The sequence below is a fragment of the Xanthomonas sp. CFBP 7698 genome (assembly GCF_003600855.1).
GTDB classification, from domain to species: Bacteria; Pseudomonadota; Gammaproteobacteria; order Xanthomonadales; family Xanthomonadaceae; genus Xanthomonas; species Xanthomonas cannabis.
In genome coordinates, this window is the sequence record NZ_PRDN01000005.1 from 198,710 (window position 1) to 223,921 (window position 25,212).

At 66.6% G+C, this 25,212-nt stretch carries 25 protein-coding genes and 1 tRNA gene; 13 read left to right on the plus strand and 13 right to left on the minus strand.

Translation table 11 applies throughout. The features are described from left to right. Window positions 1-9 precede the first annotated feature (9 nt). Window positions 10-85: transfer RNA gene (locus tag XnspCFBP7698_RS17940), tRNA-Thr, on the plus strand. Between the two features lie 582 nt (window positions 86-667). On the opposite strand, the gene tmk is transcribed toward XnspCFBP7698_RS17940, so the two are convergent. The 5 genes from tmk to XnspCFBP7698_RS17965 all read right to left on the minus strand — a co-directional run bounded on the left by tmk (window position 668) and on the right by XnspCFBP7698_RS17965 (window position 4,347). Beyond that, a complete protein-coding gene (gene tmk, locus XnspCFBP7698_RS17945; protein ID WP_104581207.1) occupies window positions 668-1,336 on the minus strand; it encodes a dTMP kinase in 669 nt (222 codons plus the stop codon). Window positions 1,337-1,920: 584 nt separating this feature from the next. Further along, window positions 1,921-2,460 (minus strand): GTPase, encoded by a 540-nt coding sequence (locus tag XnspCFBP7698_RS17950; protein ID WP_047692844.1) that lies wholly within the window; start codon window positions 2,458-2,460, stop codon window positions 1,921-1,923. Next, window positions 2,457-3,374, minus strand: coding sequence for a hypothetical protein (locus XnspCFBP7698_RS17955; RefSeq protein ID WP_047692842.1), 918 nt, complete (start codon window positions 3,372-3,374; stop codon window positions 2,457-2,459). The genes XnspCFBP7698_RS17950 and XnspCFBP7698_RS17955 overlap by 4 nt, the downstream gene beginning before the upstream one ends. 94 nt (window positions 3,375-3,468) lie before the next feature. Next, entirely contained in the window at window positions 3,469-3,828 is a 360-nt protein-coding gene (locus XnspCFBP7698_RS17960) for a hypothetical protein (protein WP_047692840.1), read from the minus strand. Window positions 3,829-3,894: 66 nt separating this feature from the next. Further along, entirely contained in the window at window positions 3,895-4,347 is a 453-nt protein-coding gene (locus XnspCFBP7698_RS17965; protein WP_039404601.1) for a roadblock/LC7 domain-containing protein, read from the minus strand. Window positions 4,348-4,679: 332 nt separating this feature from the next. On the opposite strand from XnspCFBP7698_RS17965, the gene rocF reads away from it, so the two are divergent. The 7 genes from rocF (at window position 4,680) to XnspCFBP7698_RS18000 (ending at window position 11,122) form a co-directional block, all read left to right on the plus strand. Next, window positions 4,680-5,603 carry an arginase gene (gene rocF / locus XnspCFBP7698_RS17970; RefSeq protein ID WP_039404638.1) on the plus strand — a complete coding sequence of 308 codons (924 nt, stop codon included), beginning with the start codon at window positions 4,680-4,682 and terminating at the stop codon, window positions 5,601-5,603. A gap of 109 nt (window positions 5,604-5,712) precedes the next feature. Further along, the gene (locus XnspCFBP7698_RS17975) at window positions 5,713-5,865 is read left to right on the plus strand and encodes an entericidin A/B family lipoprotein (RefSeq protein ID WP_039404598.1); all 153 of its coding nucleotides are present in this window, start codon (window positions 5,713-5,715) and stop codon (window positions 5,863-5,865) included. Between the two features lie 77 nt (window positions 5,866-5,942). After that, complete coding sequence (locus XnspCFBP7698_RS17980) at window positions 5,943-6,077, plus strand: entericidin A/B family lipoprotein (RefSeq protein WP_016904515.1); 135 nt, start codon at window positions 5,943-5,945, stop codon at window positions 6,075-6,077. 239 nt (window positions 6,078-6,316) lie between these two features. Continuing rightward, window positions 6,317-6,526, plus strand: a complete 210-nt coding sequence (locus XnspCFBP7698_RS17985; protein WP_039404591.1) for a CsbD family protein — start codon at window positions 6,317-6,319, stop codon at window positions 6,524-6,526. A gap of 182 nt (window positions 6,527-6,708) precedes the next feature. Next, entirely contained in the window at window positions 6,709-7,998 is a 1,290-nt protein-coding gene (locus XnspCFBP7698_RS17990) for a tryptophan--tRNA ligase (RefSeq protein WP_104581206.1), read from the plus strand. Between the two features lie 189 nt (window positions 7,999-8,187). After that, window positions 8,188-9,126, plus strand: a complete 939-nt coding sequence (locus tag XnspCFBP7698_RS17995; protein WP_104581205.1) for an MBL fold metallo-hydrolase — start codon at window positions 8,188-8,190, stop codon at window positions 9,124-9,126. Between the two features lie 343 nt (window positions 9,127-9,469). Further along, the gene (locus tag XnspCFBP7698_RS18000; protein WP_146093261.1) at window positions 9,470-11,122 is read left to right on the plus strand and encodes a M28 family metallopeptidase; all 1,653 of its coding nucleotides are present in this window, start codon (window positions 9,470-9,472) and stop codon (window positions 11,120-11,122) included. Window positions 11,123-11,397: 275 nt separating this feature from the next. Here the strand turns inward: XnspCFBP7698_RS18000 and XnspCFBP7698_RS18005 are convergent, their stop codons facing one another. Continuing rightward, window positions 11,398-11,787 carry a Rap1a/Tai family immunity protein gene (locus tag XnspCFBP7698_RS18005; RefSeq protein ID WP_104581203.1) on the minus strand — a complete coding sequence of 130 codons (390 nt, stop codon included), beginning with the start codon at window positions 11,785-11,787 and terminating at the stop codon, window positions 11,398-11,400. Between the two features lie 120 nt (window positions 11,788-11,907). On the opposite strand from XnspCFBP7698_RS18005, the gene yedA reads away from it, so the two are divergent. After that, window positions 11,908-12,804 carry a drug/metabolite exporter YedA gene (gene yedA / locus XnspCFBP7698_RS18010; protein WP_104581254.1) on the plus strand — a complete coding sequence of 299 codons (897 nt, stop codon included), beginning with the start codon at window positions 11,908-11,910 and terminating at the stop codon, window positions 12,802-12,804. Continuing rightward, window positions 12,801-13,718: an EamA family transporter RarD gene (gene rarD, locus XnspCFBP7698_RS18015; RefSeq protein WP_047692824.1), complete on the plus strand. Its 918-nt coding sequence runs from the start codon at window positions 12,801-12,803 to the stop codon at window positions 13,716-13,718. Before yedA ends, rarD begins: the two co-directional genes overlap by 4 nt. Window positions 13,719-13,797: 79 nt before the next feature. Here rarD and XnspCFBP7698_RS18020 read toward each other — a convergent pair whose 3' ends face one another. The 5 genes from XnspCFBP7698_RS18020 to XnspCFBP7698_RS18040 form a co-directional block, all read right to left on the minus strand. Beyond that, window positions 13,798-14,913 carry an alpha/beta fold hydrolase gene (locus XnspCFBP7698_RS18020; protein ID WP_104581202.1) on the minus strand — a complete coding sequence of 372 codons (1,116 nt, stop codon included), beginning with the start codon at window positions 14,911-14,913 and terminating at the stop codon, window positions 13,798-13,800. A gap of 185 nt (window positions 14,914-15,098) precedes the next feature. Continuing rightward, window positions 15,099-16,424 (minus strand): ABC transporter permease, encoded by a 1,326-nt coding sequence (locus XnspCFBP7698_RS18025; RefSeq protein WP_162183169.1) that lies wholly within the window; start codon window positions 16,422-16,424, stop codon window positions 15,099-15,101. A 7-nt stretch (window positions 16,425-16,431) separates the two neighbouring features. Next, the gene (locus XnspCFBP7698_RS18030; protein ID WP_047692823.1) at window positions 16,432-17,592 is read right to left on the minus strand and encodes an ABC transporter permease; all 1,161 of its coding nucleotides are present in this window, start codon (window positions 17,590-17,592) and stop codon (window positions 16,432-16,434) included. A 12-nt stretch (window positions 17,593-17,604) separates the two neighbouring features. Beyond that, window positions 17,605-18,294 carry an ABC transporter ATP-binding protein gene (locus XnspCFBP7698_RS18035; protein ID WP_039404566.1) on the minus strand — a complete coding sequence of 230 codons (690 nt, stop codon included), beginning with the start codon at window positions 18,292-18,294 and terminating at the stop codon, window positions 17,605-17,607. A 371-nt stretch (window positions 18,295-18,665) separates the two neighbouring features. Next, window positions 18,666-19,910, minus strand: a complete 1,245-nt coding sequence (locus tag XnspCFBP7698_RS18040) for an efflux RND transporter periplasmic adaptor subunit (protein WP_199680228.1) — start codon at window positions 19,908-19,910, stop codon at window positions 18,666-18,668. A 414-nt stretch (window positions 19,911-20,324) separates the two neighbouring features. On the opposite strand from XnspCFBP7698_RS18040, the gene XnspCFBP7698_RS18045 reads away from it, so the two are divergent. The 3 genes from XnspCFBP7698_RS18045 (at window position 20,325) to XnspCFBP7698_RS18055 (ending at window position 23,223) form a co-directional block, all read left to right on the plus strand. Next, the gene (locus XnspCFBP7698_RS18045) at window positions 20,325-21,512 is read left to right on the plus strand and encodes a sensor histidine kinase (RefSeq protein ID WP_104581201.1); all 1,188 of its coding nucleotides are present in this window, start codon (window positions 20,325-20,327) and stop codon (window positions 21,510-21,512) included. A gap of 81 nt (window positions 21,513-21,593) precedes the next feature. Beyond that, window positions 21,594-22,196 carry a response regulator transcription factor gene (locus XnspCFBP7698_RS18050; RefSeq protein ID WP_047692816.1) on the plus strand — a complete coding sequence of 201 codons (603 nt, stop codon included), beginning with the start codon at window positions 21,594-21,596 and terminating at the stop codon, window positions 22,194-22,196. A gap of 238 nt (window positions 22,197-22,434) precedes the next feature. Then, window positions 22,435-23,223 (plus strand): ThuA domain-containing protein, encoded by a 789-nt coding sequence (locus XnspCFBP7698_RS18055; protein ID WP_104581200.1) that lies wholly within the window; start codon window positions 22,435-22,437, stop codon window positions 23,221-23,223. A gap of 253 nt (window positions 23,224-23,476) precedes the next feature. Here XnspCFBP7698_RS18055 and XnspCFBP7698_RS18060 read toward each other — a convergent pair whose 3' ends face one another. After that, window positions 23,477-24,019: a cytochrome b gene (locus XnspCFBP7698_RS18060; protein WP_123137645.1), complete on the minus strand. Its 543-nt coding sequence runs from the start codon at window positions 24,017-24,019 to the stop codon at window positions 23,477-23,479. Beyond that, entirely contained in the window at window positions 24,016-25,107 is a 1,092-nt protein-coding gene (locus XnspCFBP7698_RS18065) for a catalase family peroxidase (protein WP_047692811.1), read from the minus strand. Before XnspCFBP7698_RS18065 ends, XnspCFBP7698_RS18060 begins: the two co-directional genes overlap by 4 nt. Window positions 25,108-25,212: the final 105 nt, after the last annotated feature.

Below are 25,212 nucleotides of genomic sequence, written 5' to 3' on the forward strand. Positions count from 1 at the left end.
CCTGCCTTTGCCGGCATAGCTCAGTTGGTAGAGCAACCGCCTTGTAAGCGGTAGGTCCCCAGTTCGAATCCGGGTGCCGGCACCATCCTGCAGAGATCATCCCCCAAAGTTCGACCACGCTGATCGTGCACGCGTGTGGGCTGTGCCATGCCGGATTCCGCAGCGGCGGGTCCGCGTGCGATGCGGCGGGCCTGGCATCGCAGGCGTCCTGCTGGCATCGACGTGATCGAGCGGCCTTGCCCTGGCCAACCTGCACGTGCGAGGAGCCGGCGTGGTTCATGGCGTGAGGTGTGTCGGTTGGACGTTGCCGGCGCGGTTGGCCAACGTGTTCGCACAGACGCGTGCTGCATGGACAGACACCCCGACCTCTCTGCGCTACAGCACCACTGTGGCGGCGGCACAGTGGGCAAACGCCCGGGTCCAGGATCTCCAACGCGCGGTTCTGACAGGCCGGGCTGTGGCGCCCCTGCGACAACCGCCAGGTGCAGGCTCGCCGTGGCATCGATGCACGCCTTTCCTCATTCTCACCGACCCGTCTCCCCCTTCTGCCGAAAGACAGGACCTGGTCACGACGTGGTGCGTGTCCCAGCTGCGCGAGATGTGACCCGGGTCGGCTGGGCCGCCCTGTCTGGCCTGAAGCGCGCAGCCCCCGCGCTGCGCCCAGTGATCAGGCGGGACGGCCGGCAGAGAGCAGCTGGAGCGCAGCCGTGCCGGCGTCGCCGCTCACGCGCTCGGCCAGGGCGGCTACGACAATGGCGAGGGCGCGGCGCAGCACGCTGTCGGCGTCGGCGCTGGCGTCCAGCACGTGTTTGCCCGGCAATTCCAGTGCGGCAAAAATCGCGCGGCAGCGCTCCAGGTTGTCCTGGGTTTCGAAATGGTTGGGTGCGTCGCCACGGGCGCGGATACGGGCCAGGCCGGTGGGCGGCGGCAGGTCGAGCAGCAACAGCACATCCGGGCGCGGGGCGAAGGCATTGCGTTCCAGCAGTGCGTCCAGTGGCAGGCCGGCGGCGCCCTGGTAGGCGACCATCGAAGGAAAATAGCGGTCCAGGATCACGATGTCGCCGCGCGCCAGCGCCGGCGCGATCAGATTGTCCACGTGTTCGTGGCGATCGCGGATCAGCAGCTCGGCCTCGTCGTCCGCGCTCAGGCGCCCGGTGGCTGCGGATTGACGCAGCTGGGTGCCCCAGGGGCCATTGGTTGGCTCCTTGCTGGAGACCACGCGTGCGCCGGCGGTCTGCAAGCTAGCCGCCAGGCTGCGCGCCAGCGTGGTCTTGCCGGCGCCGTCGATGCCTTCGATGGCGATCAATAGCCCGCCGGGCTTCAGTTCGATTGTCATCGCGCTACTTTATCTGATCGTGACGATGGACCAGTAGCCGCAGCGCGGCGGCAACGCCGGCCCGGGCGCTGTCGATGCTGGACGAGCGAGCACCTGGCGATACACGATGGCCACTGCCGCGGGCGCATGCCTGCAATGAGCAGTGGACGCCGCGGTGCGGCGGCTTCGAGGGCATCCCACGCGCCATCCCGAAGCTCATGACGCATCCCTAATCGCCAATCCCCAATCCCCAATCCCCAATCCCCAATCCCCAATCCCCAATCCCCAATCCCCAATCCCCAATCCCCAATCTCGAATCCCGGCCCTATTGCCAAATACTTATTACCGATATGTCCAGCACGATGTCGGAATCGTCCCGATGTCCCGGCCGCTGCCCCCTGGGCATACTGAACAAGTCAGACGTAGCGCTCATTCGTGTCATGACTGAGTCGCGTTTCTGGCTTCAAGGAAGAAGGACGCGTCGCCGCCACCCTAGAGGCGGCATCCCCCGCGTGACGCCCTCTCAGGCCCGTCGTGACCGGATTCCTTGTTCTTATGGTGCGGTTTATCGGTACGTGCACGGCACGCGCGCGCCTTACGGCCGATCACGTCGCCGAGGTATAGCGATAGGACAGCAGTGATTTCACCAGGAAGGTGATCTGGGTGGCCGAGCGCGCATCCACGCGCATCACCGGGATGCGGAAGCCTTCGGCCACCAGTGCCTCGCGGAACGGCGGCACCAGGAAATCCTCGACCTCGTCGGTCATGGTGATGCCCACCGCCAGGCTGGCCTCGGGCGCGATTTGCGAAAACTCGCGCAGCAGGGCCAGGGTGGCCTCGAGCATCTGCGGATCGCGCGCATTGGTCAGCACGATCACGCCCAGCGCACCGTCGCAGACCAGCGGCCACATGAAATCCAGATATTTCTGCCCGGGCACGCCATAGACGTGCAGCAGCTCGCCGTCTTCCAGCTCGATCGAGCTGTAATCCAGCGCGACCGTGGTGTAGGTCTTGTCGCCGTAGGCATCCTGGCTGAGCGGCATTTCGGTGCTGACCGGCTCCACATCGGAGATGGCACGTACCGCCGTGGTCTTGCCGGCGCCCATGCCGCCAACGAACACCAGTTTGTTGGCTGGAAGACTCATGACTGCGCCTGAAAGAGTGAGAGGCCAAACCGACGTGCGACCCAGGAAAAGAACCGGGAATTGCTGCTGTCCGGACGACGCGGCGTAGAAGGCACGGGAATCTCCGCAGTCTGGGCAAGGCCGCTGGCAAGTGCAGCGGCGAACAGGCATTCCACCGTTTGCAGCGGGAGCTTGCAAGCATTGGCCAGGGCCTGCGGACGCCACGGGCGCGCATGCAGGTGGGCGATGGCCAGCAGTTGTGCGGGCGAGCTGGTGTCGGCACTCAGCTCGGGCCACTGACGCAGTTGCAACGCATGCGCCGGCTCCACCGCCGGCAGCGCGGGACGCAGATGCTCGGGCAGGGCGAAGTACAGCGCTTCGAAGGAGAGCCGTTGGGGCAGCGCGACGTCGGCGTCGTCGGCCACGCGCTGCCAGCCGGGCCGGTCCAGGGCGGCCACCAGCGCGGGCAAGCCGATGCCGGCCGGCAGATGCACGCAAGCGTTGGCCGGGTCCACCCGCACCTGCAGGCTCGCATGCCGCACCATCACCGTGCCGGGTCCGAATTCACCGCGGCAATGACGCAGCAGCAGTGCCGGTTCGGCCACCTGGGTGGTGTGCGGGGAGGACAGCAACAGGCGCATCTGCTCGTTGAGTTCGCGCACCGTGGCGCCATGCTTGAGCCAGGCGCCGGCAACCGGTGTGCGCGAGACCACCAGCACCCGCACCGGCTGGCCCTGCAGCGCCTGCCACGCGGCCAGGCCGTCGGCGGTTTCCAGACCCAGCACCACCACGTCGGCCGCATGCTGCGGCCATTCGCCCAGCTGCACGTCGATGCGCTCGGCAAGCAGCAGCGAACATGCCAGTTTCAGGCGCGTGGTGTGCAGCAGGTCCAGGCCGGCCGTGGCGACCCGCATGGCGTGAATGGGTGTGGTCATGAGTGGGCGCCGTCGTGGCGCAATGGAGCGACAACGCCTGCCGGTACGTACCGGCAGGCAGGGCAGGCGACGCGCAGGCGCCGCCCGTGGGGCATCAACCGAAATCCAGGGTCTTTTCGAACGCCTTGAGCTCGTGGCGGGCCATCGCCAGATTGGCCTTGGCGCGGTCCAGCACGACGTACAGGAACAAGGTGGGGTTGCTCTCCAGCGGGCGCAGCAGGTGGTACTGGCGCGACAGGGTGATCAGGATGTCTTCGATGGTGTCGTTCAGGCCGAGCTGCTCGGCGATGCGGCGCTTGGCACGCACCACGTCGGTATTGCCGGCCGCGGCCAGCTCGAGGTTGAGCTCGGTGCCGCCGGTCATGCCCAGCGCCATGCCGCTATCGCTGTCGACCAGCGCGGCGCCCACGAAACCGGCGAGCGAATGCAGTTGTTCCAGAGTGAGTTTTGACATCGGTGGTCCCCTTCCAAACGGTGAGAAAAATCGGTGCGCTCAGGCAAGCACGAACAGTGCCAGGCCTCAGCCGGCCGGCTGTGCCAGGGCGGTGGCCAGGCGGCCGGCGCAATCGCGCGCATTGAACAGCAGCGCGGCGGCATTGAGGTCAGGCCCGCCCACCGCCGTCAGCGTCAGCGGCTTGTCGGCGCGGATGCGGATCAGCACCAGCTGCCCCCCGCGGGTGCTCACGGTGGCGTAATCGGCCTCGCTCAGGCGCGATTCGCGCGCCAGGGTCTCGCCCAGGGTGAGGAACGAGTTGGCCATCGCCGCCAGGCGACGTCCATCCACGTCCAGGCTGGAGTGTTCGGCGATGGCGCGGCCATCGGCGGTGGACAGCATCAGCAGGCGGATGCCGGGCTCGCGTTCGATGGTCTGCGCAAATTCGCGCCCGATGCGCTGCAGGTCGTACTGATGCGACGCGCGCGCGACTTCACCCACGGCGGCCTTGACGACCTGGTTGACGGCGTTGTGCGGCATGAAGATCCCCTGTTGCTGATGGCCCGAGCGCGTGCGTGGTGCATGTCCTGCGCTGGCCGGCGCACCATACCATCCAGGTATAAGCGCACAGTCACACCAGCCACAGCGGTTTCACTGGGCGGTCAGACAAGCAGAATCTGCAAAGTCCAGCGCGCCACAAACTGCCGTGGCACGTCACAGTAGCGGCGCGGCGAGGCAGATCTAAACCCCTCGCCTCGGCCAGCTGCGTGAGGCCGGCAAGCCGATGCAGGCACATGCCGTGCTGCGCTGCCGCGCGTCAGCGCCCGGGCGCGCCACTAGACTGCACGGCTTTCTCGATGCTGGAGCAATGCATGGCAACGCAGTACCTGCCGGTTTCCCTGATAGGCGTTCCCACCGACATCGGTGCCGGCCACCGCGGCGCACGGATGGGGCCGGAGGCGCTGCGCATTGCCGGCTTGCAGGAGGCCCTGATCGGCCGTGGCGTGGAGGTGCGTGATCTGGGCAACCTGGATGGCCCGCGCAATCCCTGGCAGCTGCCGCAGGCCGGCTACCGGCATCTGGACGAGGTGGTGGCCTGGAACCAGGCGCTGATGGACGCCAGCTATGCCGAACTGCAGGCCGGGCGGATGCCGATCATGCTCGGTGGTGACCATTGCCTGGGCATCGGCTCGATCACTGCGGTGGCCAGGCACTGCCGCGAGCAGGGGCGCCCGTTGCGGGTGCTGTGGCTGGACGCGCATTCGGATTTCAACACCAGCGAGGTGACCCCGTCCGGCAATGTGCACGGCATGCCGGTGGCCTGCCTGTGCGGGCTGGGTCCGCAGGCGCTGACTCACCTGGGCGGCAGTGCGCCGGCGCTGTTGCCCGAGCAGGTGCGGCAGATCGGCATCCGCTCGGTGGATCCGGAGGAGAAGCGGCTAATCAAGCAGCACCGTATCGACGTCTACGACATGCGGTACATCGACGAAGCCGGCATGAAGCGCACCATGGAGGCCGCGCTGCAGGGCATGAGCGCCGAGACCCACCTGCATGTCAGTTTCGATGTGGATTTCCTCGACCCGAGCATCGCGCCGGGCGTGGGCACCACGGTGCCCGGTGGCCCCAACTACCGCGAGGCGCAGCTGGTGATGGAGATGATTGCCGACACCGGCCGCATGGGATCGCTGGACATCGTCGAACTCAATCCGGTGCTGGACAACCGCAACGCGACCGCCGAACTGGCGGTGGATCTGGTGGAGAGCCTGTTCGGCAAGTCGACCCTGATGCGAGATTGATCCAGCGCTGAACGTGGCGTGCTGCCGTTCACATCAAATCCACGTGCGCGCAGTCAGATTTGGCGCCAAGCGAGGTGCGACCGCACCGGGCGCAGACCGAGGAAGACCGATGAAGCGACTGCTGACACTGATGGTGCTGGGCCTGTTTTCGGCCGGCGTAATGACTGGCTGCAACACCATGGCCGGCGCCGGCAAGGATATGCAGGGTGCGGGCGACAAGGTCGAAAAAACGGCCGAAAAATGCAGCGACGGCAAGTGCTGATCCCAACGTCTTGCGTGTGATGTGTTCGATTTGATTGATCTGCGGCAACTGGCCGCTTACCTACGAAGGAGTCTGTTATGAAGCGTGCAATTGTGCTGCTGGTGCTGTCGGTGTTGTCGGTCGGTATGCTGTCGGGTTGCAACACCGTCGCAGGTGCCGGCAAGGACGTGCAGGGCGCCGGCGAGAAGGTGGAAGACGCAGCGCGTAAGTGATCTGACGCCGCATGCAAAAAAACGGGCCGCAAGGCCCGTTTTTTTTTTGCGCCCAGCCTGGGCCAGCGCGACGGTCGCACCGCAGCTGCGCGATTGCCAGATCGGTTGACGGTATCGCGCGTCGGCAACGGTTCAGTGCGGTGATCGCCGGCTTGACACCTCTTGATGAGCAACGAACGCATCCGTGGGCACCCTGATCCCACGGTCAATCGCGGCCGCATCGCAGCGGAGTCAACGCAATGAACACTGACATCATTTCCGGCAAGTGGACCCAGCTCAAAGGCAAGATGCAGGCGAAATGGGGCGACCTCACCGACGACGATTTCAAGGTTGCCGAAGGTAACGCCGAATACCTGCAGGGCAAGCTGCAGGAACGGTATGGCTGGGACCGCGACCGCGCCCAGACCGAAGTTCGCGCCTTCGAAAAATCCTTGCGCGACGACACCTGATCCACAACGCGCCGCTCCCGGCGGCAAGCGACGTCGCAGACCACGGGCCGCCACTGCGGCCCGTTTATGCGTGTGTGGGCAGGTGACAGGAATCCGGTGGCAGCAACACACCGCTGGCAGCTACCCGATAGGCACGGCGCGGAACCGCTAAACTTGCACGCTGACTTCCTGGCACTACGCAGATGACCACTCGCGTCCTCACCGGCATCACCACCTCCGGCACCCCGCACCTGGGCAATTACGTCGGTGCGATCCGCCCGGCCATCCAGGCCAGCGCCGCCGCCGATGCGGAAAGCTTCTACTTCCTTGCCGACCTGCATAGCCTGATCAAGGCGCAGGACCCGGCGCGTACCCAGCGCTCCACGCTGGAGATCGCGGCCAGCTGGCTGGCCTGCGGCCTGGATCCGGACAAGGTCTGGTTCTATCGGCAGTCCGATGTGCCCGAAACCACCGAGCTGATGTGGTTGCTGACCTGCGTGGCCGGCAAGGGCATCCTCAACCGCGCGCATGCCTACAAGGCGGCGGTGGACAAGAACCGCGCCGACGGCGAGGACGACGATGCGGGTGTGACGGCCGGGTTGTTCATGTATCCGGTGCTGATGGCGGCCGACATCCTCATCTTCAATGCGCACAAGGTGCCGGTGGGGCGCGACCAGATCCAGCACATCGAGATGGCGCGCGACTTTGCGCAGCGGTTCAACCATGTGTACGGCCGTGATTTCTTCACCTTGCCCGATGCGGTGATCGACGAGCAGGTGTCCACCCTGCCGGGCCTGGACGGCCGCAAGATGAGCAAGAGCTACAGCAATACCATCCCGCTGTTCGGCTCGCGCGAGGAGCTGCGCAAGCTGGTGTTTTCCATCCTCACCGATTCGCGCGCGCCGGGCGAAGCGAAGGACACGCAGGGCTCGGCGTTGTTCCAGCTGTATCAGGCATTTGCCACGCCGCAGGAAACCGCCGGCTTCGCGCAGGCCTTTGCCGATGGCATCGGCTGGGGCGATGCCAAGCAGCAGCTGTTCGAGCGGATCGATCAGGAGATCAGCCCGTTGCGTACGCGCTACGAGGCGCTGATGGCCGAGCCGGCCAAGATCGAGGCGATCCTGCGCGCCGGGGGCGCACGCCTGCGTGCGCGCTATGCCACGCCGCTGCTGGCCGAGCTGCGGAACGCGGTGGGTCTGCGCGACCTGGCCGATCAGGCCGGCCCTGCCGTTGCGCAGGGCGGCGACAAGCTCGCCTTGCCGGTGTTCAAGCAATACCGCGAACCCGATGGCCAGTTCTATTTCAAATTGAACGATGGCGCAGGTGCACTGCTGCTGCAGAGCGACGGGTTTGCCTCGCCGCGCGATGCCGGTCAACTGATCGCGCGGTTGAAACAGGCCGAGCAGGTCAGCGATCTGCAGTTGCCGGGCGTGCATGCGCAGGTCGAGGCAGCGCTGATTCTTGCGGCGATGCGGGCACTGCGAGAGGCATGATCGACGCACGCGCGCAAGGGGTGGCGGCCTTGCGCGCCTTGTTGACCACATCGCGCACTGCGTGCTGGCCAAGCGCGCGCCGGCCCTGGGGTGGAGGCTGTTAATTCGTCGTTGCCTGGAACCGGCGGCACAGCATCTGCGTAATCCCTGCGCCTACACTGCGATGGTCCAGGGAGCGACGGGGTAGGAATGACAGCAGTGGCCGATTCCAGCATCCACACCATCGATACCGGTTTTGGTGGTGTGCAGTTCGATGCGGCGTATCTGATCGTGGAGGCGCACCGCGCGGCGTTCGTCGATTGCGGGACCTCGCACTCGGTGCCGCACCTGCTGGCGGCCCTGCAGGCAGCGGAGCTGACGCCGGCGCAGGTGGAGTGGTTGATCCTGACCCATGTGCATCTGGATCACGCCGGCGGCGCCGGTGCATTGCTGCAGTATCTGCCCAATGCCCGCGTGCTGGTGCATCCGCGCGGCGCGCCGCACCTGGTCGACCCCACGCGGCTGATTGCCGGCGCCACCGCGGTGTATGGCCAGGCCGAGATGGCGCGCAGTTATGGCGCGATCGTGCCGGTGCCGGCCGAGCGCGTGGTGGAAGCGGCCGATGGCCACTGCGTGCAGTTGGGCGAGCGCGCGCTGTTGACACGCGACACGCCCGGACATGCGCGCCACCATCTGTGCGTGTGGGATGCGCGTAGCCGCAGCTGGTTCACCGGCGACACCTTCGGGCTGTCGTATCGCCAGCTCGACAGCGCGCAGGGCGCCTTCATTCTGCCGACCTCCTCGCCGGTGCAGTTCGAACCGGAGGCGATGCTGCAGTCGATCGCGCGGTTGATGGATACCGAGCCGCAGGCGATGTATCTCACCCACTACGGGCGGGTCGAATCGCCTGCACCGTTGGCGCAGGCGCTGGTGCAGCAGATTCATGCGATGACCGAGATTGCAGTGGGCTGTGCCTCGCGTGCAGACCGCCACCGTTGCCTGGTGGCCGCACTGACGGAGCTTTATCTGGAGCGCGCACGGCAGCACGGCTGCCTGCTGGACGATGCGGGCGTGGAGCAGTTGCTGGGTACCGATATCGAACTCAACGCGCAGGGGCTTGCGTGCTGGCTGGACCGCGCCGCACGCTGAGCCGACGACCTTGGCGCTGATGGTCTTGCGTGTATGGGGAGCCGGCCAGCGCTGCCGATGACGCGCCTGGCATCTGTGTCGATTGCGGCGCTGGCCGCATTGCGCGATGTCTGCAAACTGCTTCGCACCGATGGCCGATGCCTGATCGCTGCCGCTGATCATGCCACCGTGGAGCCGTGGAGCTGCAGCACGTACGCGCAGTGGTCAGCGTCTGCGCACGCCGGGTTTGCAGCGCTGCCGCGCGCGGGAGCTAACCGGTGTCTGCGGTATCGCGCTCCCGATCGGGCCGCGCGCTTGTAAACTGTCTGTCATCCGTCCGTTGCAAGGCCTCACCGTGAATCCGATGCGCATCCTGCTGTTGTCCGCCTGCCTGTTTGTGGGAGGTGTGGCACAGGCCGCCAACGATCTGCCCGGTGGCGGCATCGATGCCGAAGCGTTGTCGCGGCATGTGCGCCTGCTGGCATCGGACGACTTCGAGGGCCGCGCGCCGGCCAGCGCCGGCGAGCAACGCACCGTCGATTATCTGGTCGAGCAGTTCAAGGCGGCCGGGCTGCAACCGGGCGGCGAGCAGGGCAGCTGGACCCAGGCAGTGCCGCTGGTGCGCGCGCAGGTCGATGGCCCCGTGCGCGCGCGCCTGCGCGTGGGCGGCAAGACGCAGACGCTGGTCAACGGCACCGATGTGACCTTGCAGAGCCTGCGTCCGCAGGCCGCAGTGGCGCTGAAGGATGCGCCGCTGGTGTTCGTGGGCTACGGCATCAGCGCGCCGGAGCGGCAGTGGGACGACTACAAGGGCGTGGATCTGCGCGGCAAGATTGCGGTGGTGCTGATCAACGATGCCGACTTCGAGAGCGCGCAGCCGGGTGCGTTCGATGGCAAAGCGGTGACCTACTACGGCCGTTGGACCTACAAGTACGAAGAAGCCGCGCGGCGCGGTGCGGCCGGGGTGCTGATCGTGCACGAAACTGCGCCGGCCGCGTACGGCTGGGCCACGGTGCAGAGTTCGGGTCTGTCGCCGCTGTTCGATATCGAACGCAGCGACGCCGATGCAAAGGCGCAGCACGTGCCGGTGCGTGGCTGGATGCAGCGCACGCTGGCGCAGACGCTGTTCAAACAGGCAGGGCTGGATTTCGAACAGGCCAAGGCGCGCGCGCAGCAGCGCGATTTTGCGCCCGTCGCGCTGGGCGATGCCACGCTGTCGGTAGAGTTCAAGCTCAAGCGCGAACGGGTGGTCACCCATAACGTGGTGGCCAAGCTCACCGGCAGCCAGCACCCGGACGAGACGGTGATCTTTTCTGCGCATTGGGATGCGTTCGGGATCGGCAAGGCCGATGCCAGTGGCGACACGATTCGACGCGGTGCGGTGGACAACGCCACTGGCGTTGCCAGCGTGCTGGAACTGGCGCGCGTATTCGCCGCCGGCCCCAAGCCGCAGCGCACGCTGTACTTCATCGCGTTGACCGCAGAGGAAAAGGGCCTGCTCGGTGCCAACTACTACGCGGCGCATCCGCTGGCGCCATTGGACAAGACCGTGGCGGTGCTCAACATGGAGATGTTCAGCCCCGATGGCCCCACCCGCGACATCGCCTCGTGGGGGCGTGGACGGGTGTCGCTGGAAGGCGACCTGGAGACGGCCGCCAAGGCACGTGGCCGCACGTATTCGCCGGACCCGAATCTGGAGGCGGGCTTCTTCTACCGCGCCGACCATTTCGCGTTCGCGCGCATGGGCGTGCCGGCGATCACCGCCGGCCCCGGCCTGGACATGCTCGAAGGCGGCGTTGCTAAGGGCAAGGCGCTGCGTGACAAATACTTCGCCGATTGCTACCACCAGCCCTGCGACCGCTGGACGCCGCAGTGGGATGCCAGCGGGCATGCCGCCGATACCACCCTGGTCTATGACGTGGGCGTGGCACTGGCCAACGGCCGCCAGTGGCCGAGCTGGCAGGATGGCTCGGAGTTCAAGGCGATCCGCGCGCGCAGCGATGCGGCGCGCAGGTAAGGGCCGCCAGAAAACGGCTGCGCAGCCAACAGGCGGGCGCGGCGGTTGCCTGGAATCGGACTGCGCCACGCAAACGCTCCGGTTCTAAGCGTGCTGTCCGCACTCCACACTGGCCGCACGACGGCTCGTGCGCCGCTGCAGAGCGTGACGCCTAGGTGACCGCCGCGTTTCGCTAGCGCGGCCTTTATGCCTGCCTTGCGTTGGTGCCGCTGCTGAGGGCATCGGCGCAGCACGGCCTCATGCAGCGCTTTGCAGCCGACTTTCCTGCAAGCGTTCTACTTGCGGCACGGATAGCGTTTGGCCAGCACCTGGACGATCAGGCCAGGTGCTGGCTCATCCAGGCGCGCATCGGGCAATGCGCTGAGATCGGCCAGCACCACTTGCAGATCCGGCGGGCCTGCCTTGCCTGCAGGCATGCACCACTGCGTGCGGTAACTGGCGCTGGCCACGCCCAGCAGGTAGGCGCCGGCACGGCTGGCCGACACCATGACCTTGAGTTCGGGCTGCCCGGGTGCGTCGATCTCCGGTGCCAGCGAGCCGTCCAGCCCGGCATCGATCAGCGCATGGCCGGTGAGCTCCCAGGGCTCGGGTGCGCGTGCGGCGGCTGCGGTGGTGGAGAACAGGGCAAGAGCGACCAAGGCCGACCAGGGAGTGCGACGTGGCATGGGCATTCCATCGTGATGAGCGTCGAGCGCACCATACCGCGTGCGCTGCGCACCGTCTGTGCGGTGTCGGCGCGTGCAGGTGATCTAGAATTGAAGCTTCCGCTGCAGTTGGCAGGTCCGATGTCTTCCTCTCACGACGCTGCCGCACCCGCGCGCAGCGGGCTGGTCGTTCTCGCGTTGTTGCTGGTGTATGTGGTCTGGGGCTCGACCTATCTGGCGATCCGCTTCGCGCTGGAAGGCGGTGCGCAGCCGTTGACGATGGTGTCCGGCGCGCGCTTCATCGTCGCCGGCAGCGTGCTCTACGGCGTGCTGCGCTGGCGCGGCGTGGCGGCGCCCACGCGCGCGCAATGGAAAAACGTGGCCTTGATGGGCGCGGCGCTGTTGCTGTTGGGCAACGGCATGGTGGTGCTGGCCGAGCGCAGCGTGTCCTCCGGCCTGGCCGCCACTGCAGTGGCCTCGGTGCCGTTGTGGATGGCCTTGTTCGGCGCCCTGCGCGGGCAGCATGCCAGCGGCGGCGAATGGTTGGGCATCGTGATCGGATTCCTGGGCGTGGTGTGGCTCAACGCCGGCAGCAGCCTGACCGCAACGCCGGGCGGGCTGGTGTTGCTGCTGATCGCGCCGATCGGCTGGGCATTCGGCTCGGTGTGGTCGCGTGGCCGCGACCTGCCATCGCCGTTCATGACCGCCGCCGGGCAGATGCTGTGCGGCGGCGTGTTGCTGGTGAGCACCGGCCTGTTGATCGGCGAGCGGCCGCAGGCCTGGCCCACTCCGCAGGGGCTTATGGCGGTGGCGTACCTGTGCGTGTTCGGCTCGATCGTGGCATTCACCGCCTATGTCTGGCTGCTGCATCACGTGCGCCCGGCACTGGCCGGCAGCTATGCCTACGTCAATCCGGTGATTGCGGTGGCATTGGGCGCGTGGCTGGGGCACGAGCGTTTCACCGCCCACGACATCGGCGCGATGGCGGTGATCCTGGCCGGCGTGCTGGTGGTCACCCTGGCCAAGGCGCGCCGATGAGCGCGGCCGTGCCGGTGTCGGCGGTGGAGGCGCGGCGCGGTCTGTTGATGACCGCCGCGAGCTTCGTGATCTGGGGACTGGTGCCACTGTATTGGCACCTGCTCAAGGTGGTGCCGTCGCTGCAGATCATTGCGCACCGCATCGTGTGGAGCGCAGTGCTGGTCGTTGCGTGGCTGGTGGCGACCTCGGGGCTGCATTGGTGGCGCACGATTGCTGCGCAGCCGCGCGCGCTGTGGATGCTGGCCGCCAGCAGCGTGGCGATTGCCTTCAATTGGGGCCTGTATATCTGGGCCATCAATGCCGGGCATGTGATCGAAGCCAGCCTGGGCTACTTCATCAATCCATTGCTGAGCGTGTTGCTGGGCGTGCTGGTGCTGAAAGAGCGCCTGCGTGGCATCCAGTGGCTGGCGGTGGCGTGCGCTGCCGCAGGCGTGCTGTGGCTGACCATCGATGCCGGTGCACCGCCGTGGATTGCGCTGGGGCTGGCGATCTCGTTCGGCCTCTACGGGTTGCTGCGCAAGCTGGTGTCGGTGGACCCGGTGGCCGGGCTGGGTGTGGAGAGCGTGTACCTGTTCGTGCCGGCACTGCTGCTTGCCGCATGGGGCGAGCAGGGCCATGGCGGCGCGTTCTTCAGCGGCTGGGACCTGCGAACCGACCTGCTGCTGATCTTCGGTGGCGTGGTGACGGCGGTCCCGCTGATCGGGTTTGCGTACGGCGTGCGGCGGATCCCGCTGTCGCTGGTGGGCATCCTGCAATACATCGGGCCGAGCCTGCAGCTGTTGCTGGGCGTGTGGTTCTTCCATGAGCCGTTCGACCAGGGGCGTGCGATCGGGTTTGCGGCGATCTGGCTGGGCTTGCTGCTGTTCGTCGGCGACAGCGTGGTGCGTTCGCGGCAGCCGGTGGTCACGCGCTGAGCAAGCGCCGCACTGCAGGCAGTGCGTGTGGCCTTGATCAGCGCGACGGCCTCGCATCGGCGCGCCGCGCTGGCCGCGATCAACTGCGCGGCATTGCCAATGGGCTGGTCACTGCCAGCGTGGAAGCGGGCAGCGCCGGCGGTGCAGGGCAATGGCCGGGGTCGCGTTGCACCTGCGCCAGCCAGTGATCGATCGGCCCGCCGAGCAGGTCCAGCCGTAGCGGCAGGCTCAGATGGTTTTCGCCGGGAAGCTCGACGTAATGCGCACGCGCACTGGCCAACGCCAATGTGCGGCCATGCGCCACCGGAATGTGCTGATCGGCATCGCCATGCAACAGCAGCACGCAGCTGCGCGTGTCGGCCAGGGCGTGCGCGACATCGACATGGTCCAGGTCCAGCTTGAGTTGCGTATCGGCGGCGGCGATCACCGCGTCGATATTCTGGTCGGCATAACGCCAGCGCGCATAGGCAGCCACCGCCTGCCCGCGCCACCCGTGCGGCTGGCTGGCGAGCAGATGCGGCACCATGTCGCGGATGCCGCGGCCGGCATTGGCGAACGATTCCATCGCCACCACGCCGGCCACGCGCGGGCCGAGCTTGTCGGCCGTGAACAGTGCGGTGGCCGCGCCATAGGAAATGCCGAACAGATACAGCGGCCCGGCAATTTCGCCGCGCGGTTGTAGCGCATCGAGTACATCGATCACGTCATCGGATTCGCGCGTGCCGTAACCGGACGGCCCGCCGCCGGAATGGCCGTGGTTGCGCAGGTCGATGGTGACCACCCGGTAGCCGGCCTGGGCCAGCTGCAGCGACCACGGCAGCAGCGAATCGCCATCCATCATCCAGCCATGCAGCAGCACCACGGTGCCACGCGGCGCCGGCGGCGGCGTGGTGGGCACGGTGAAGCCGAAGTCCACGTCCAGCGCATGCGCCGGGTCGTTGCGCTGGCCGAGGTAGCGGTACTGCATGGCGTACTGGCCGGGATCGATCGCCCGCCAGAAGATCGGTACCTGATCGCGGGTCACCACATGGCCGCTGCGGTTGGGCACCGTGGCGATGGTGGCGGCGATGCGTTCTTCATCCAGCAACGGCGACACGCCACCGGGCGCGACCAGGCGCTCGCTGAGCGAGGTGGAGGACGAGGAACAGCCGGCCAGCCACAGGCAGGCGCAGGCCAGCAGAATCAGGCGCGTCATGGCGAAGATCGATGGATGCAACGGCCGGGCAGGCTACGGCCTGCCGGCCCGCGCAGCTACCGCGCTGCGGTGACAAAACCATGACAGCCTGCAATACATTCAGCTGCAGCGACGCGCTTACTCTGCTTTGGCTGTTACCATTCCCCACTCCCGATTCCCCATTCCCGGGTGGGCCAACGGCCCGCCTACACCTCACGCAATGCCGTGGTGATCGGCAACCGCGCCGCGCGCAGTGCCGGGAACAGCCCACCCACCAGCCCGATGCCCAGCGCCCATTTCAGCCCGCTCCACAGCAGCTCCGGCGAGACCTTGAACTGGAACACCACCTGGCTGAAGTTGTTGCCCAGCGTGGAGACGGTGTAGCCGTTGAACACCGCCCAGGCGATCAGCCCGCCCAGCAGCCCGCCCAGCAGTGCCAGCAGCATGGTTTCCAGCATCAGCGCCATGATCACCGGCGTGCCGCGAAAGCCGATGGCGCGCATGGTGGCGATCTCGCGCGCACGCGTGGCCACTGCCGCATACATCGTGTTGAGCGCGCCAAACACCGCGCCCACCGCCATGATCGCGCCGATCACCGTGCCCAGGATGCTGATCAACCTGTTCAAGCCGCCGCCCTGTTTGCCGTAGTAGGCGCGGGTGGTTTCCACATCCAGCTTGAGCCGCGGGTCGGCGGCCATTGCCGTCTTGAACTGCTCGAAGCCGGCCTTGCCGCTGGTGCGCGCGGTGATCGACTGGTACGCACGGCGGTTGTAGGTGGTGGCCAGCGTCTGCGCATCGGTCCACAGCTCCGAATCGTGCGCATCGCCGGAGGCGAAGACACCGACCACCGTCCATTGCTGGCTGCCCAGGGTGAGCGTCTTGCCCAGCTCCAGCCCGCGGAACTGATTCAACGCGCCCTTGCCGACCACGATCTCGCGCAGGCCGGTGTTGAAGCGGCGGCCCTGCACGATCCTGACCTTGGGGTGCACCGCCCAGGCCTGTTCGCCCACCCCGCGCAGCTGCGCGTTGACGTCGGTGCCATCGGAGCGGGAGGCGACGTTGACCACCTGCGACAACTCCGGCGAAACCATCGGGCGCCCGTTGGCATCGGTGGCAATGCCCGGCAGGCTGCCGATCAGCGGCACCAGGTCGCGGGTGATCACCGAGTTGGTCTCGGCCTGCGAGCCGCCGCGCAGGACAATGGCGGTGGTGTCGTCGCCGGTGCTATTGAGCGTAGCCTGGAAGCCCTGGCCCATCGCCAGCATTGCCACCAATACACCGACCACACCGGCAATGCCGACCACGATCACCGAGGTGGAACCCCAGCGTTGCGGCAGGCTGGCGATGCCGATGCGTGCAGCGGCCAGCGACAGGCGGCCACTGCGGGTGGCGACCAGCCACACCGCCAGCAGCACCGCGACCGGCGCCAGCCAGATCCACGGCAGCGCGATCCACAGCCCCAGGCCGAGCGCCAGCAGCACCACGGACACCACAGTGACGCCACGATCTTTCCATTTGCGTTGCATGTGCATGCTCCTGTCAGCGGCCGGCGAGGGCATCGACGATCTTCAAGCGCTGCGCGCGTAACGCCGGCAGCACACCCACCACCAGGCCGATGCCGACCATCAGGGCCAAGCCAACCAGCCAGGTCTGCAGCGGTACGCTCTGCGTGGGCATCAGCCCGCCGCTGCGCGCGGACACCGCCGGAATCACCAGTGCCGCCAGGCCCATGCCGATCAGCCCGCCCAGGCCGATCAACAACACCGACTCGATCATCACCAGGCTCAGCACCGTGCGGTCCTGGAAGCCCAGCGTCTTGAGCGTGGCCAGCTCCGGGATGCGCTCGCGCACCGCCTGGGCCATGGTGTTGCCGGTGAGCAGCAGCAAGGTGAAGAACACCGCGGCCATGATCGAGGTGACGATCAGGCCGATATCGGCGAACTGCTTGACGAAGGCCTGCTGAAACGCCGATTCGGTTTGCGACTTGGTTTCGTGATCGGAGTTGGCCGACAACGCATCGATGGCCTGCGCCACGCGCGAGGCCTGGTCGGGGTTGCTCAAGGTCACCGTCAGCCAGCTCACCTGGTTCTTGATGTAGTCGTTGGATTCGTCGAAGTATTTCCAGTTCATCATCAACTGGCGTTCCTGATTGGCCGCCACGGTGCGGTCCTTCATGCGAAAGATGCCGACCAGCTGCAGCGGCCAGTCGTTGCTACCGCTACGCGGAAAGATGGTGGCCTGCAACGGGATGGTGTCGCCGATCTTCCAGCCATGCTCCTTGGCCAGGGCTTCGCCGACCACCGCGCCGGTGCGCGTGGTCTGGAATGCCTTGAGCTGATCCTTGGGCAACGCGTATTCGCTGTAGACGTCGAAGAAGTTGGGCGCCACCGAAAAATTGGGGAAGAAATTCTTCGGGTCACGGTAGATGCCGCCAAACCACATCGCCGAGGTCACATCGCGCACGCCAGGCACGCTACGCACCTGCGCTTCCAGGCGGATCGGCAGCGATTGGGTGATGGACAGGCGCGAGGCCACTACCAGCCGGTTGACCCCGCTGACGCTGCCGCCGGAGGTAAACGCCACCCGCACCGAATCGAGCATGCCGAACAGCAGGAAGGCCGCCACCACCGACAACAGCGTCAGCAAGGTGCGCGTCTTGCTGCGGAACAACTGCGCCCACACCAATGACAGATACTTCATGGCAGCGTTCCTTCAGAGTACGAGCGGCGCATCGGCCAGCTCGCCCTTGTCCAGATGGATGGTGTGGGTGGCGTATTCGGCGGCCTTGGGGTCATGGGTGACCATGACGATGGTCTTGCCATGTTCGCGATTGAGTTCCTGCAACAAACGCAGGATCTCTTCGGCGTTGTGGCGGTCCAGGTCGCCGGTGGGCTCGTCGCAGATCAGGAAGGTCGGGTCGGACACGATGGCGCGTGCAATGGCCACGCGTTGCTGCTGGCCGCCGGACAATTCGCTGGGCTTGTGGTTGCGGCGTTCCTGCAGGCCGACCAGGGTCAAGGCGATCTCGGCGTTGCGCTTGCGTTGCGCCGCATTGAGCGAGGTGAGCAGCAATGGCAGCTCCACGTTCTTTTGCGCGGTGAGCATCGGCATCAGGTTGTAGAACTGGAACACGAACCCGACGTGGTGGCTGCGCCAGGTGGCGAGCTGGCCGCCGCTCATGCGGTCGATGCGCTCGCCTTCGATCTCGATCTCGCCGCCGCTGGGGGTATCCAGTCCGCCGATCAGGTTGAGCAAGGTGGTCTTGCCCGAGCCAGACGGACCCATCAATGCCACGAAATCGCCGCTGGCGATCTCCAGATCGATGCCGTGCAGCACCTGCACCTGCTCGGGGCCGCGTTGGTAGGTCTTGGTGATGTTGCGCAAGCTGACGAGAGCGGTCATGGCGACTCCTGGTGACGCAATGGATGAGAGAGCGGTACGGCACGGCGACGGCGACGGCGAGTGCATGCGGGCGGTGCGGAGGCACGCGCCGCAGCGACGACGGTGAAGCGATCAAGCAATGGCGTGTTGCAGCGTGTGACGGGTAGCCAGATGCACCAACCCGCTGTGCAACCGTCGCGCGGAACCTCCGTGGTCCATCGCGGCGGCGTCGCGCTCAACAGCGCGCAGCGACTCCTTCAGACAGCGGTTTGAAATGCACTGACGACAATGTTTCGTTTCCGCTTGGAACAGCCGATGCAGCCCGTAGCGATGACATGCCTGCCACGCAAGCGCGCGACCCGACACCGCAGCGCACTGCACCGCCTTGGCCATCACTGCGCAGCGTCCGCCTCGGCCTCGGCCACGGTGTCGCCATCCTTCAGCGCCTGTGGCGGATTCACCACCACGCTGTCGCCGGCAGCCAGTCCCGACAGCACCTGGCGGTCTTCGCCCATGCGCATGCCGGTCGTGACGGCGCGCTCGCTGACGGTATTGCGCTCGCCCACCACGAAGGCCACGGTGCGCGTGCCGCGTTCGACCAACGCCGCAGCGGGCACGCGCACGCCTTGCGGCTTGGCCGCCTCCTGTGGCCTGGCCTGCTCCAGAAAGCTCACCCGCACGCCCATCTCCGGCACGATGCGCGCATCCTTGACCTTGAGTGCCACCCGCACCTTCACCGTGGCCTTGCCACGGTCGGCCGTGGGGATGATGGCGATCACCTCACCGGGGATCTTCCACTCCGGATACGCGTTGAGCACCGCCTCCACCGGCATCTTCGGCTGCACGCGGCCGATGTAGGACTCGCCGACCTCCACTTCGATTTCCAGCGATTCCATGTCCACGATGGTGCCGATGCCGGTGCGGGTGAAACCGCCACCGGCCGAGAGCGGCGACACGATCTCGCCCGGCTGCGCGGCCTTGGCGGTGACCACGCCGGCGAAGGGAGCGCGCACCACATTGAAGTCCGAGCGGATGCCGGCAATGGCCAGCTGATCGGAGGCCACCTGCACATTGCGTTGCGCGTTCTGCAACTGTGCACGCAGTGCGTCGCGCTGCGCGGTGGCCTGTTCGTACTGCGAGCGCGATACCAGCTGCGCGCCGACCAGCGATTGCAGTCGCGCGGCATCGGCATTGGCCACGGCCAGCTGCGCCTGCATGTTGTCGACCTGGCTGCGCGCGGCCGACAGCTGCGAGGCCGACAGCGTACGCTGCGCGTCGGCGTCCAGCGGGTCCAGCGTGGCCATCACCTGGCCCTGTTCCACCCGCATGCCTTCTTCGATCATCACCTCGCGCACCTTGCCGGTCACCTGCGCCGACACCGTGGCCATGCGCCGCGCCACCACGTAGCCGGAGGCATCCAGCACCGAGGCGCTGCTGCTGCCGGCGCTGATCGCCACCACTGGTGCGGTCTGCACCTTGGCCACCGGAGTGCGGGTGAACCACCACGCGGCAGCGGCCAGCGCGATGACGATGACGATGGCGGCGATGATCCAGCCGGCGCGGCGCGCCGGTGGCGGCGTGGCAGGACGCTGGCGGTCGATGCGGAGTTGTTTGAGCAGATCGGCGGAGGTGTTCATCGAGAACCAGGACAGAAGGCTGCGCAGAATGTGACTGCCTGCAAGGCGCGCCGCAAGCTGCCGGAAGTCACCACCTGCAAGGCGGCGACAAACGGTAGGATCTGCCGGGCTGCTGCGATTGCGCTGCAGCATGCAATCTGGCGACGGCACTCACCAGTGACAGCTGTCACCTGCACGCCATGACAGGTGCGACTGTGCGGCCTACCTGCAGGCGCGCACGCTTGCCTATCGATCAAGCCGGTACCTGCGTATGTGCCATCCCCACCGCATGTGCTGCCCAGGTGCGGCGCATCACGACGGTCATTGCACCTGGTGGCAATGCTTGAGGTTGCTGATCCATTCCGCAATGCATTGCGGCACGCCCAGGCGAGCGCGGCAATGGCAGAATCCACTCACTTCTCCGGATCCATCCCGATGCCTCTGACGCTCCCGGCCTGGCTGCGGCCGGCTCCAGATTCGCAAGTGGCCGCGCGCCTGGCGCAGGGCCAGTCGCCATGGATGGACTGCGTGCACCTGCTGTGGTCGGCCTGGGTGTTCGTGGTGCCGGTGTTCTCCTCGCGCGGTTACGATGCGACCTGGCTGTTGTGCACGGCGCTGTCGTATCCATCGTTTCTGCTGCTGTACGCGCGCATGTTGCTGGCACCGCGCGGTACGCTGTACCGCTATGCGTGGGCGATGGGCATGCTCAGTGCGGCGCTGCTGCCGGTGTACGCCTCGGGCATCAGCTACTTCGTGTTTGCCTGCCTGAGCCTGCGCCCGTCCACGCGACATGCGCTGTGGCGGCATTTCGCCATCCTGCTGCTGATGAACGCGTTGTACCTGGCCTGGGCGCGCTGGCTCGGAATGGCCTGGCAGGGGTTAGCGTGGTTTCCAGTGTCGGTGCTGGTCATGTCCGTGGTGATGGCGGTGTACAGCATCAATGAACGCAAGGACGCATTGCTGCGCCTGTCGCAGGACGAAGTGCGCCGGCTGGCGGCCACCGCCGAGCGCGAACGCATCGGTCGCGATCTGCACGACCTGCTGGGTCACACCCTGTCGCTTGTCGCACTCAAGTCGGATCTGGCCGCGCGCCTGATCGAACGCGACCCGCAGGCGGCACGCAACGAAATCGACGCCGTGGCGCAGATCTCGCGTGACGCGCTGACGCAGGTGCGCCGTGCTGTTACCGGCATCCGCGCCGCCGGGCTGGTGGCCGAGCTGGCCTCGGCAAAGGTGCTGCTGGACATGGACGGCATCGTGCTGGAACACATGCTGGACGCGTTGCCTCTGCCACCCGAACATGAAACCGCGTTGGCGCTGGTGGTGCGCGAGGCGGCCACCAATGTGCAACGCCACGCCCAGGCCAGACGGGTCCGGGTCAGCCTGCGCGCGCAGGACGGCCGGGCGGTGCTGGAGATCACCGATGATGGGCGCGGCGGGGTGATCGTGCCCGGCAATGGCCTGGATGGCATGCGTGCGCGCCTGCAGGCCCTGGGTGGCGCATTGGACGTGGATGCGCTGCCCCGCGGCATGCGCCTGCGCGCCAGCGTGCCGTTGCCGCACCCCATGCCGGATGCGGCGCACCCACCGTTGCCGCTGCCCTTGGTGCCGCAACCGCGCTGAGCGCTCACCGGCCCGACCGCTGCACGTCGCCGGCCCGCGCTGTTATCGTGCGCAACCGTTGCACAGAGGCGAGCGCGAGCGATGATCCGGGTGTTATTGGCCGAAGACCAGGCCCTGCTGCGCGGCGCGCTGGTGGCCCTGCTCGGGCTGGAGGATGACATCGAGGTGGTTGGCAGTGCGGGCGATGGCGAAACCGCTTGGCGCGAGCTGCAACGTCTGCAGCCGGACGTGCTGATCACCGATATCGAAATGCCCGGGCTCAGCGGCCTGGAACTGGCTCAGCGCATCCAGCGCCAGGCGCTGCCGGTGCGGGTCATGATCGTCACCACCTTTGCGCGTCCCGGGTTCTTGCGGCGCGCGCTGGATGCCGGCGTGTCGGGTTATCTGCTCAAGGACGCGCCGGCCGAACAACTGGTCAGTGCCGTGCGCCAGGTGCAGCGCGGCGGGCGGGTGATCGACCCGCAGCTGGCCATCGATGCCTGGGTGGAAGCGGACCCCCTGAGCGAGCGCGAGCGCACCGTGCTGCGCCTGGCCGGCGAAGGCCGCTCGGCCAGCGAGATCGCGCAGCAGCTGCAGCTCTCGCATGGCACCGTGCGCAACTACCTGTCCGAATGTATCGGCAAACTGGGCGTGGCCAATCGCATCGAGGCGTATCGGTTGGCGCGGCAGAAGGGCTGGTTGTAACGCCGTCAGTCGATGCCTGGCGTGTGCGGTCAGCTGGAGTTTGCGATAGGTGAGACTGCATGCGCTTGAGCAGCGCTTGAGCAGCGCTTGAGCAGCGCTTGATCGACGCGATCGCGCGACGAAGGCATGGCATCACACGCATCACCCACCCATCCGGCAGCTATTCCAAACGCGTGCGAAGGCATGCGATTTGCACGCAGGTACACTGCGCAGCATTGGAAAACACGGCGAGCAATGCATGAAATCTCTGTGGCTGTCGGGCCTGCTGTTGATGTGCGCTTTCAACGCATCGGCCGAGCAATTCAAGATACTGGTGGCAGCCATTCCTAACCAGTATCACCACGACTATATCCCTGTGGCCAAGCCGCAATTCGAGGCGATGGCGCGCAAGCATTATGTCGAGATGGTGTGGGCATGGAATGCCAAGGCGTTCGAAGGCGATCTGTCGCAATACGCGGCCATCGTGTTGCTCAATACGCCGGCGACCGATCTGGACCCGGCGCAGCGGGCCAACTTTCAAAACTACGTGCGCAATGGCGGTGGCGTGGTCGCCGTGCACAAGGCCTTTGCGATCAAGCGCGGTGACTGGGAATGGTACGACCACATGATCGGCCGCTCGTTCCGCACCCATCCATACATGCAAACGGCGATGGTGGATGTGGTCGATGCCAATTTCCCGGCCACGGCCGGCCTGCCCAAGCGCTGGGTGTGGAGCGACGAGTGGTACGAATACGATCCACCGTACAGCGATGACCTGGTCACGCTGCTCACCGTCGACGAAAGCAGCTACGACCCCACCCTGATCTGGCCAGGCCAGGTCGCCAGGGGCATGGGCAAACAGCACCCGGTCGCGTGGTATCACCACTTCGAAGGCGGCCGCGTCTTCGCCACTGCGTTGGGTCATCTGGCCGAGGCGTACAACGATCCGCGCTACCTCGATCACCTGTACGGTGGCATCTATTGGGCGGCGACTGGCAAGGGCATCGAAGCATCTGCGCCAGCGGCCAAAACAAAACGCCAGCGTTAAGCACTAGCCCCTCTCGCGGCGGGAGAGGGGCCGGGGTGAAGGTACGGAGCGCAGCCACATGGAAGGGAGCATTGCGAGGCTTCGCCCGTCCCCTCATCCGCCCCTGCGGGGCACTTTCTCCCATAAAGAAGGGCAATGTCCCGGCGGGAGAAGGGACAAGCTCCCCTCCTATTGAAAAGGGTGCGTGGTGGAGGGTGCATCCGCGCAGCGAAATCACTCTGCACAACACGTTATCCATCCCAGCTCCACCCCATCAACGCGCCGACCGCTCCCCACGCGCCATGATGGAAAACACGCCGTCCCGGCGCACCCAGGCATGAAACAGCGCTGCGCTCAGATGCGCCAGCACGGTGGCGAACAACAGATACGCCAGCCAGCCATGTGCGCTGCGCAGCCAGGCATACAGCGCCGGATCATGCGGGGCGATCGGCGGCAGGTTGGCGCCTGGCCATAGCACGATCGGGTAGCCACCGGCCGACAGCATCGCCCAGCCGATCAGCGGCATGCCCAGCATCAACGCGTACAACAGCCAATGCGAGGCGATCGCCGCGGCCTTCTGCCAGGCAGGCAAATCCGCAGGCAATGCCGGCGGGCGATGGCGAAGACGATTGATCAGGCGCAGCACCGCCAGGACCAGAATCGCGATACCCAGTGGACGATGCAGATCGATCAACCACGGCCGTTGCGTCACCGAGGCGACCATGCCGACGCCAACGAACAGCATGGTCAGGATCATCGCGGCCATCAGCCAATGCAGCACGCGCGCGGGAAGATTGAAATGCGTCGGACGGCTCATTGACGTGCTCCCTGGCCGGTGGCGGCGCTGCCTGTGCCGTTGGCGATTTCGCGCTCGCGGCGATTGAACGACTGCGAATACACCGACGAGCGCGCTGCCAGGATCGGGTCCTTGGACGCAGCAAGGCCCTTGGGCAGGATCAGCGGGTCGTAATTCAGATCGCGGCAGGGGCCAGTGGCCTGCGGCTGCGCATGATCGATCGACAGCGTTCCGGCCACGATCTGCTTGCGGCTGGCCGGCCATGGCTGCGATGGGTCGTCCACCGCATCGCCGGGTTCGGCGATGGTCAGCACCATGTCCCAGCGCAACGGCCCCTGCGCCAGCCGCGTGTCCAGATCGGTGGCGAGAAAATCGCCATCGGCCTGCTTGCGTTGCTCGGCGCTCAATTCCTTGAACGGCGTATGCGGGCGCATCGACCAGCGGATGTAGCGTTCGCGTCCATCGGCGGCAATCGCACGGAAGGCGTTGACGCCGTTGTACTGCGTGTTGGCCCAGCTGTCCGACCATGGCGCGGTCTTGGCCCACTGCTGGAACTTGGCCGCTTCCGGATACTGCTTGCCGAACGCCGCCAGTTTTTCCGGGTCCGGCTTGCCGGTGGCCGGGTCGGGTTTGGAGGCCACGTTCAAGGCCTGGAAACCGGCCGGGGTGGCCACCACGAAGAACGGAAAGCTGTTCATCGCCGTACGCCATTCCTGCCCGTCGTCGCTGCGCAACAGCAGCGCCATGCTGCGTACGCGCGCGGCACCGTCGGCGCCGTGCGGGTCGCCGCCGCCGATGGACATGCGCCCCAGCACCGGCGTGCTGGCCTGGCTGAAGATGCGCGCCGACGACACCCAGGTGGCCTTGCCGCTGGACTGGAACTGCCCGCTCACGCACACGCCCTTGGTATGCGCGCGGCGAAAGCCCGGATGCGGCGGCCCGCTGGATTCGATGGTGTCGGTCATGCGCGCGGCGGTGAGCCGGTCGCCGCCGATCCAGCCCGCCGTCCAGGCGAATGCGATGGCAACGCCGCCGGCAATGGCGGCAATGCCCAGCAGCGGCAGCACAGGGCTGCGCGCGCGTGGGGGCGAGGGAGGTGGCAACGTCATGGCTGGCTCCGGTGGTCGATGCGGTGAGTGGTCGATGCAGTGAGACGCCGTGTAAGACGGGTTATTCCGCGATTGCGAAAATACGTGCTGCACGCGCACGAATCG